Genomic DNA, 7,961 nt, shown 5'->3' with positions numbered 1-7,961 from the left:
GTAGGCTTCGCCGCCGCGCGCGAGCGGCCGCGCCGTGCCCGTGGACGGCGTCTGGGTGTCCGCCGTGCTCGCCGGGCCCGAGCCGCTCGGCAGCATCGCGCTCAGCGGCCGCCCGGACCTGACCGACAGCGACCGGCGGCTCTTCGAACGGGCCAGCCTGGACACGGCGTTGCTGCTGCTCCTGCGCCGCTCCGTGGCCGAGGCCGAGGACCGGGTGCGCGGCGAACTCCTCGACGACCTGCTCACCGCCGCGCACGCCACCGACCCGCGCCGCGGCGGCAGCCTCGCCCTGCGCGCCCGCCGCCTCGGCGTCGACCTCACCGCACCGACGTCCGTCCTCGTCCTGCACTGCGAGCCCGACCTGCGCTCCCGTCTGACGACCGAGGCGGCACGGCACGCCCGGGCCCTGCGCGGCCTCGCCGGACCCCAGGGCGGCCACGTCGTCCTGCTCGCGCCCACCGCCGCGCCCGGACCGCTCGCCGAGCGCCTGGCCGCCGGCCTGGGCCAGGCGCTCGGCGCGCCGGTGACGTGCGGCGCGGCCGGACCCGCCGAAGGACCGCCCCGACTGCCCGCCGTCCACGGCGAAGCCGTCCGCTGCCTCCAGGCACTGACGGCCCTCGGCCGCACCGGCGAGGGCGCGAGCGTGTCCGGGCTCGGCTTCGTCGGCGTACTCCTCGGCGACCGCACGGACATCGACGGATACGTACGCCGCGTCCTCGGGCCCGTCCTCGACTACGACGACCGCCGCGGCACCGAACTCGTCCGCACCCTCGACGCCTACTTCGAGGCGGGCGCGAGCCTGGCCCGCGCCAAGGAGGCGCTGCACGTCCACGTGAACACCGTCGTGCAGCGTCTGGACCGCACGGCCCGCCTGCTCGGCCCGGACTGGAACACGCCCGACCGGGCCCTGGAGCTCCAACTCGCGCTGCGGCTCAACCGGTTGCGCCGCCCGCCGGGGACTGGCCCGGGCCGTTCACCGGCGACCGGCCCGGCCTGACGTCCTGCCGGGCCGGGGCGCGCTGCGTGGGCACGGCGTCCAGCGTGTCGGCCGGGGCGTCGGACGGCGGGGACCCGGCCGCGATGTCGGTGCGGTACTGGAGCGACTGCAGCTCGAACAGGCGCCGGAAGCGGCCGGGTCCGTCGTCGGACATCACCGTGGCGAAGTCGCCGTGCTCGACGAGTCTGCCCTCGTCGAGCACGTAGATGACGTCGGCTTCCTTGACGCTGTGCAGGCGGTGGGTGACCAGGACGATCGTCTGGTCGGCGGACGCGAGCGCCCGGATCCTGCGGAACGCGTCGATCTCGGCGGCCGGGTCCATGCTGCTGGTCGGCTCGTCGCAGATGAGGATGTCGGCGTCGCGGAAGTAGGCGCGGGCCAGGGCGATGCGCTGCCACTGGCCGCCGGAGAGGTCGACGCCGCCCTCGTACCCCTTCTCGCACAGGGTGTCCCAGCCGTAGGGGAGGTCGTCGAGCACGCGGTGCGCGTCGGCGTACGCGGCGGCCCCGTCGAGCCGGTCCGCGTCGTGGATCTCCGTGGGGCGGCCGATGGCCACGTTGGCGCGGGCGGTGAACGGCCACTGCTGGAAGTTCTGCAGGACCAGGGCGACATGCCCGAACACGTCGTCGCGGCGCAGTGCGCGCAGGTCGGTGCCGTCCCAGGTGATGGCGCCCGACGTGGGCAGATACAGGCCGGCGAGGAGCTTGCTCAGCGTCGTCTTGCCCGAGCCGTTGGCGCCGACCAGGGCGATCACCTGGCCCTTGCGGATGGTCAGGGACACCCCGTCGAGGGCGGGCGTCTCGCGCTCGGGGTAGCGGAACGTGACCCGGTCGAACGCGATCACCTCGGGCGGGTCGGGCACCCGGGTGCCGGTGGCGGGGATGGCGCGCTGCCCCGCTTCCTCGCGGGCACGGATCAAGTCGTTCATGAACAGGCTCTGTTCGTACAGATGGTGGATGTGCGTCACCATCCGGCGCAGCCCGGCAGTGCCGCTGGTCAGGGCGAGCGCGGCGGTGGCGCCCGACGCCAACGGCATGTGACCCTGCGTCAGGAGCCAGGCCAGCAGGGCGTAGGAGCCGCCGGCGGTCAGCCCGGACAGCGCGGACGTGGCCAGCTCGGTGCGGGCCTCCAGATGCGCGAGGCGCGTCTGCTCGTCCGCGGCCTGCGCCGCCATCTGGTCGAACTGGTCGAGCAGGAACGGCCCCGCGCCGTGCACGCGCAGCTCCGGCGCCGCCTTCTGCGAGATCAGCAGCCGCCGCAACGCGCCCTGCTGCCGCACGTGTTCCAGCCAGATCTGCACCGACTCGTACGTCCGCCGCGCCGCCCGCACCGTGCCCCATGCCTTGGGCACGATCACGGCGCCGAGCAGCGGAAGCAGCACCGGGTGCAGCACCGCGAGTACCCCGCTGACGGCGAGCAGCGCCATCAGCGCCTCGACGATGCCGAGGGTGTGATCGATGAGGCGGCGGGCCGCGGTCTGGCCGTGCTGCCCGGAGTCCACCACCGCGTGGAAGTCGGAGCGCTCGATGTGCTCCATCTCCACCCGGACGACCTTCTCCATCATGGAGAGCCCCGCCAGGCGCTCCACCTTGGGCCCGAGCCGGCCCGCGGCCGCGAAGGACACGGCCCGCAGCGTCGCCGCGAAGGCACTGGCGGCGGCCACCCACACCAGGGACGGCAGCGCGTCGCGCACCCGGTCGGCCGTCGGCCCCGCCGCGAACAGCGACACCAGGACCCGGTTGGTGGCGAGCAGCCCGAACGCGGTCGCCGCGGCCTGGCCGAGCTGGGAGACCGCGACCACCACCAGGGCCCACGGGTCGGCGCGCCAGGCCAGCGACACCGTGTGCCGGAACAGCGTGGGGATCTGCCGCAGGATCGTCAGGAACGACGTGTTCAGCCGCGCGCCCTCGTGGGCCGTCCAGCCCCACGATCCACGCAACCGCCCGCCGAAGAGCAGTTGTTCGGGCGGCGAAGGGGTGCCGGGCCGCCGCTTCCCGGCCGATGGGGGTTGGGGACCAGGTGCCAAAGTTCCTCCCGGACGACAGGGGTGGGCGGCCGCAGCGGTTGCTGGGGCGACCCTGTCGATCCTGTCGAGAAGACCGGCGTATGGGTGCATGACGGGCGAAAGTTTCGTACGGATGTCTGAAAGCGTCGTGTATTGACGGGAGTTGATGATGTGGCCGGAATCGGCTGCCGTCGGGTGCGCCGGGCGGGTTCACGGAGTGGTGCGCGCCCGGTGCCGGCGCACCGCGTCGCGGTTGGCGCACCGCTGGGAACAGTAGCGCTGCCGTCCGGTGCGGGAGGTGTCGGCGAAGATGGTGGCGCATTCGGCCACGGCACACCGGCCGAGCCGGTGCATGCCGCGCCCCGTCAGGTGCAGCGCGGTGCCCACGGAGAACAGTGAGAAGAGGAGCGAGCCGAGCGGCTGCCGGTCGTCGCGGTAGTGCAGATGCCAGCCGCCGCCGGTGTGGTCCGTCAGGCGCGGGTGGGCGGCGGCCGCCGCCAGCATCTCGTTGAGCAGCGCGGCGCGCGCGTGCTCGTCGGCCGCGTCGACGACTCCTTCCCACGCGTCCAGGGCGGCCCGGGCGCGGTCCAGGTCCGCCGGTGTGACCGGTCCCTCCAGCGCGAGTCCGGCCGCGCGGCAGCGGTCCGCGAGCTCCGCGGCGCTCTCCGGCCGCCGGTTGGCCAGGTCCGCGGCCAGGTTCACGGCGTCCTCGCCGTAAGGGTTGAGGTGCATAAGACCATTACAGCAGCGTGGGGGGCATGAGCCAACGTACGGAAGACCAGGCCGCGGACCCCGCCGGAGCCGCGTGGCGGTACCGCTGGGTGATCCTCGGCATCGCCACCTTCACCCAGGCCGCGTCCGGCTTCTTCGTCCAGGGCATCGGTGCCCTCGGCCTCCACCTGCAACGCGATCTCGACCTGAGCACGGCCCAGTTGGGCCTGCTGATCTCGGCGGCCCAACTCGTGCCGCTGGCCGGGCTGCTGGTCGCCGGGGAGCTCCTGGACCGCCACGACGAGCGCTGGGTCGTCGGGTTCGGCGCGTGCGCGATCGCCGTGGCCCTGGGCCTGGGCAGCGTCGTACCGGGATATGTGCCCCTGCTCTGCGTCCTGTTGGTCGTCGGCGCGGGCTACAGCACCGTCCAGCCCGGCGGGAGCAAGTCGGTGGCGTCCTGGTTCGACACGTCCCAGCGGGGGCTCGCGATGGGCATCCGCCAGGCGGGGCTGCCGCTCGGCGCCGCCCTCGGCTCGGCCGTGCTGCCCTTCCTCGCCGGGGCCTACGGATGGCGGTCGACCCTCGTGGCCGGTGGCCTCGCGGCGCTGCTGGGGGCGGCCGTCTTCATGGGCTTCCACCGCCGGCCGCCGTCCCGGACCGCCCCTCGGCGCCCGGCGCCCCGGGCCCCGCTCGCGTCCGAACTCCGCGCCCGGGTACGGATGTTCCGCGAGCCGTCCATGACGAAGATCATGCTGTCCGGGGCGAGCCTGATCTCGGTGCAGGGCGGCGTCGGCATCCTGACCGTGCTCCACCTCCACGAGACCGCGTCCCTCGGCGCGGGAACGGCGGGCCTCGTCCTGGTGGCCGCCCAGGCGGCGGGTGCCGTCGGCCGCGTCGGCCTCGCGGCCTGGAGCGACCGGGCCGGGTCCGGGCGGTTCGCCACCGTCACCTTCTGCATGGTCGCCGTGATCGCCGGGACGGCGGTGCTGATGACGCCCCTCGGGCGTTCCCCCGTCGTGGCCTGCTCGGTGCTCGTCTGGCTCGGCTTCTTCGGAATCGGGTGGTACGGGCCGTGGGTCACCCATGTCGCCGAGGCCGCGCCGCCGGGCCGGACGGGGTTCGCCCTCGGCCTTGCCATGTCCGTCAACCAGATCGCCATCGTCCTCGTGCCGCCCACGCTCGGCCTGCTCAAGGACCTCACCGGCAGCTTCACCCCGGCCTGGGCCCTGCTGTCCGCGATGACCGCGGCGGCCCTGGCGGCCACCACGCGCGGGGAACGCGAGCGCCGGGGCGGTCGGCCCCGCACCGGGTGACCCCTATGTCGTAGGTGTCCGCGCGCCGTCCCGCACCTCGCTCTCGCGCACCTCCCCGTCCGGTACGAGGACGACCTTCCCCGCGACCGTGCCGGACTCCGCGAGCCGCATCGCGTCGGCCGCCCGCGACAGCGGGACGCGCGCGGCGACCTGCGGCCGCAGCCGGCCATCGGCGAGCAGCGCGAAGACCTGGCCGAGGTCGGCGCGCAGCCGCTCGCGGAAGGCGTCGGCGCGCCGCCGGCCCGCCCAGATGTTGAAGAAGTGCGCGTGCCGGGAGTTCGGCAGGGCGTTCCACAGCGCCAGGCGCGCGAACAGCTTCAGGACGGGGGCCTTGGAGGATCCGGGGGTGTCGCGGGTGGACGCCGTGCCGTACGACACCAGCGTGCCGCCCGGCGCGAGCAGCCGGAACGAGTCCACGACGCCCTCGCCGCCCACGTGGTCGAAGACCGCCCGCACCCCGCCCGGCGCGAGACCGCGCAGCCGGCCGTGCAGGTCCGGGTCCCGGTAGTCGACGGGCGTGACGCCGAGCTCGCGGAGCTTGTCGTGGTGGCGCCGCGACGCCGTACCGATCACCCGTACACCCGCGATCCGCGCGAGCTGTACGAGGGCGGAGCCGACGCCGCCGTTCGCGCCGAGCACGACGACCGTGTCACCGGCCTCGACCCCGGCCGTGCGGTGCAGCATCTGCCAGGCCGTGATGCCGTTCACGACCAGCGTCTCGGCGTCCGCCGACGTCACGGAGTCCGGCACCTCGACGAGGTCCGCGGCTTCCACGACGACATGGCTGGCCCAGCCACCGGTCTTGGTCAGCGCCGCGAACCGCCGTCCGGCGAGCGCCGGATCCACGCCCGGGCCGGTCGTGGCCACCCGCCCGACCAGGTCGTACCCGGGCACGAACGGGAACGGCGGCTGGTCGTAGTACTTCCCGCGCCGCATCTGCTGCTCGGCGAAGGAGACGCCCGTGGCCTCCATCGCGAGCAGCACCTCGCCGGGTCCGGGGGCGGGAGTGGGGACGTGCCGGACCTCCAGGCCGTCGGGCTTGACGATGCCGGGCAGGACGATCTCGGTGGCGATGCTCGCTGCGGCTGCGGCTGCGGCTGCGGCTGCGGTCGCGGTCGCCGACGTCGGCCGGTGCTCGGCGGTGTGGGTCTCTCGCATGATGGTCCCTTTCTCGGGAGTGAAGCTCTATCTGTGGTTAGAAGCTCTAACTTGAGAATGCACCCCTCTCGAAGGCTCGTCAAGAACCTTCTTGCTTGAGTTAGAGTCTCTAACCACAGCGAGAGAAAGGGACTCCCGTGCCGGACGGCAGCAGCAGCACTTCCACCCCGCGCCAGCGCTACCGCGACCAGGTGCGCGGCGAGATCAAGCAGGCCGCCCTGGAGCAGATCTGCGCGGGCGGCGCCCCCGCGCTCAGCCTCAACGCCGTGGCGAAGGGGCTCGGCCTCACCGGCCCGGCCCTCTACAAGTACTTCCGCAAGCGCGACGACCTCCTCACGGAGCTGATCTGCGACGGCTACGACGCCGCGGCCGCCGCCATGCGCGCGGCCGCCGACCGCGTCGCGGACGCCCCGCCGCGCGAGCGACTCCTCGCCCTCGGCGCGGCGTTCCGTGCCTGGGCGGTCGAGTCGCCGCACGTCTACCAGCTCCTCGCGGGCACGCCGTCCCCCGGCTACCACGCGCCCCCGGAGACCGTCGACCGCGCCCGGGGCGTGCTCGGGCCGCTGCTCGGCGTGCTCGGGCGGGGCGACTGCCGGGGCGCCGCCCTTGAGCTGCGCGCGGAGATGCGGTTCTGGCTGAACGACAGCCCCGCCGTGGGCGAGTGGGTCAAGTCCTGGGCCCCGGACGTCGATCCGGCGACGGCGCTCGCGGGCACGGTGACGGCGTGGGCCCGGATGCACGGTGTCGTCAGCCTCGAAGTGCAGGGCCTGTACGAGGGGATGGGGCACCGCGCGGGCACGCTGCTCAAGGCCGAGATGGAGGCGCTGGCCGACGCGATGGGACTGCCCGCGTAGGAGCCCCGGCCGACGTACGGCTTGATCGGTTCGGTGGGCCGGACGACGGTATGCCGGACCGGGCAGGATGAGGCCGTTGCGCGGATACACGAAGTCAAGGCTCAAGAAAGGTGCGGCGATGGAGAACGCGGCCCCCGGCCAGGCGAATGCGGCCCCCGGCCAGGCACATGCGGCCCCCGGCCAGGAGAACGCGGCCCCCGGACGGCTCGTCGTCTCGACGGCGACGCCCGACGACTGGCGCCTGGTCGTCGAGTGGGCGGCGCGGGAGGGCTGGAACCCGGGCCTCGCCGACGCGGCGGCGTTCTTCGCGCAGGACCCGGAGGGATTCTTCGTGGGCCGGGTCGACGGCGAGCCGGTGTCGGCGATCTCGGTGGTCAACTACGGCGCCGCGTACGCGTTCCTTGGCTTCTATCTGGTCCGTCCCGACCGGCGCGGCCGCGGTCACGGCCTCGCCACCTGGAAGACGGGCCTCGCGCACGCCGGGGACCGGGTCGTGGGCCTGGACGGTGTTCCGGCGCAGCAGGACAACTACCGGCGCTCCGGCTTCGAGCGCGCCCACGGCAACCTCCGCTACGTCGGTCCTGCGGGTGCGCCGGGACCGGTGCCCGCGCACATCAGGCCGGTGGCGGAGGTGGGCCGGGACGCCGTGGCCGCGTACGACAGCGCCTGCTACCCGGCCGACCGGCCCCGCTTTCTCGACGCCTGGCTGACGGCGCCCGGCCACCGCGCGCTGGCGAGCGTCGTCGACGGCCGGGTCACCGGGTACGGGGTGCTGCGCCCGGGCCGCGACGCGCTGCGCGTCGGGCCGCTGTTCGCCGACACCCGCGCCGACGCCGAGGCGCTGCTCGACGCGCTGGCGGCCGGGTCCGGCGGCGCGGCCGTGGCCATGGACGTGCCGGAGACGAACGCGGAGGCCGTCGCCC

General features: G+C 74.3%; 6 protein-coding genes and 1 pseudogene. 4 read left to right on the top strand and 3 right to left on the bottom strand.

Features of this window, described 5'->3' with window-relative positions:
- Positions 1-16 precede the first annotated feature (16 nt).
- A pseudogene (locus tag STRAU_RS36625) lies at positions 17-997 on the top strand (PucR family transcriptional regulator); the annotation flags it as partial.
- Here STRAU_RS36625 and STRAU_RS36620 read toward each other — a convergent pair.
- On the bottom strand, positions 933-3,023 hold the full coding sequence (locus STRAU_RS36620; protein WP_259300094.1) for an ABC transporter ATP-binding protein: 2,091 nt from the start codon (positions 3,021-3,023) through the stop codon (positions 933-935). The pseudogene STRAU_RS36625 and the gene STRAU_RS36620 sit on opposite strands and share 65 nt — an antisense overlap.
- A gap of 189 nt (positions 3,024-3,212) precedes the next feature.
- On the bottom strand, positions 3,213-3,734 hold the full coding sequence (locus STRAU_RS36615; protein WP_016645435.1) for a CGNR zinc finger domain-containing protein: 522 nt from the start codon (positions 3,732-3,734) through the stop codon (positions 3,213-3,215).
- Between the two features lie 26 nt (positions 3,735-3,760).
- On the opposite strand from STRAU_RS36615, the gene STRAU_RS36610 reads away from it, so the two are divergent.
- Positions 3,761-5,026, top strand: a complete 1,266-nt coding sequence (locus STRAU_RS36610) for an MFS transporter (protein WP_016645434.1) — start codon at positions 3,761-3,763, stop codon at positions 5,024-5,026.
- A 3-nt stretch (positions 5,027-5,029) separates the two neighbouring features.
- On the opposite strand, the gene STRAU_RS36605 is transcribed toward STRAU_RS36610, so the two are convergent.
- Entirely contained in the window at positions 5,030-6,184 is a 1,155-nt protein-coding gene (locus STRAU_RS36605; protein WP_016645433.1) for a medium chain dehydrogenase/reductase family protein, read from the bottom strand.
- 137 nt (positions 6,185-6,321) lie between these two features.
- Here STRAU_RS36605 and STRAU_RS36600 point away from each other — a divergent pair, with 137 nt between their 5' ends.
- Positions 6,322-7,038 carry a TetR/AcrR family transcriptional regulator gene (locus STRAU_RS36600; protein WP_016645432.1) on the top strand — a complete coding sequence of 239 codons (717 nt, stop codon included), beginning with the start codon at positions 6,322-6,324 and terminating at the stop codon, positions 7,036-7,038.
- A 118-nt stretch (positions 7,039-7,156) separates the two neighbouring features.
- Positions 7,157-7,961: GNAT family N-acetyltransferase (locus STRAU_RS36595; protein ID WP_052029432.1), on the top strand; the 805-nt coding region annotated here is incomplete at its 3' end.

Origin of the sequence: Streptomyces aurantiacus JA 4570 (assembly GCF_000414115.1) — a bacterium.
Classification (GTDB): domain Bacteria; phylum Actinomycetota; class Actinomycetes; order Streptomycetales; family Streptomycetaceae; genus Streptomyces; species Streptomyces aurantiacus_A.
The sequence above is the reverse complement of the archived record's forward strand: the minus strand, read 5'-3'. Positions and strand labels throughout refer to the sequence as shown.

What these genes read in the sequence shown, in the direction of transcription:
- STRAU_RS36615 (WP_016645435.1), bottom strand. Translation starts at nt 3,734, where the DNA reads ATGCACCTCAACCCTTACGGCGAGGACGCCGTGAACCTGGCCGCGGAC.
- STRAU_RS36610 (WP_016645434.1), top strand. Translation starts at nt 3,761, where the DNA reads ATGAGCCAACGTACGGAAGACCAGGCCGCGGACCCCGCCGGAGCCGCG.
- STRAU_RS36605 (WP_016645433.1), bottom strand. Translation starts at nt 6,184, where the DNA reads ATGCGAGAGACCCACACCGCCGAGCACCGGCCGACGTCGGCGACCGCG.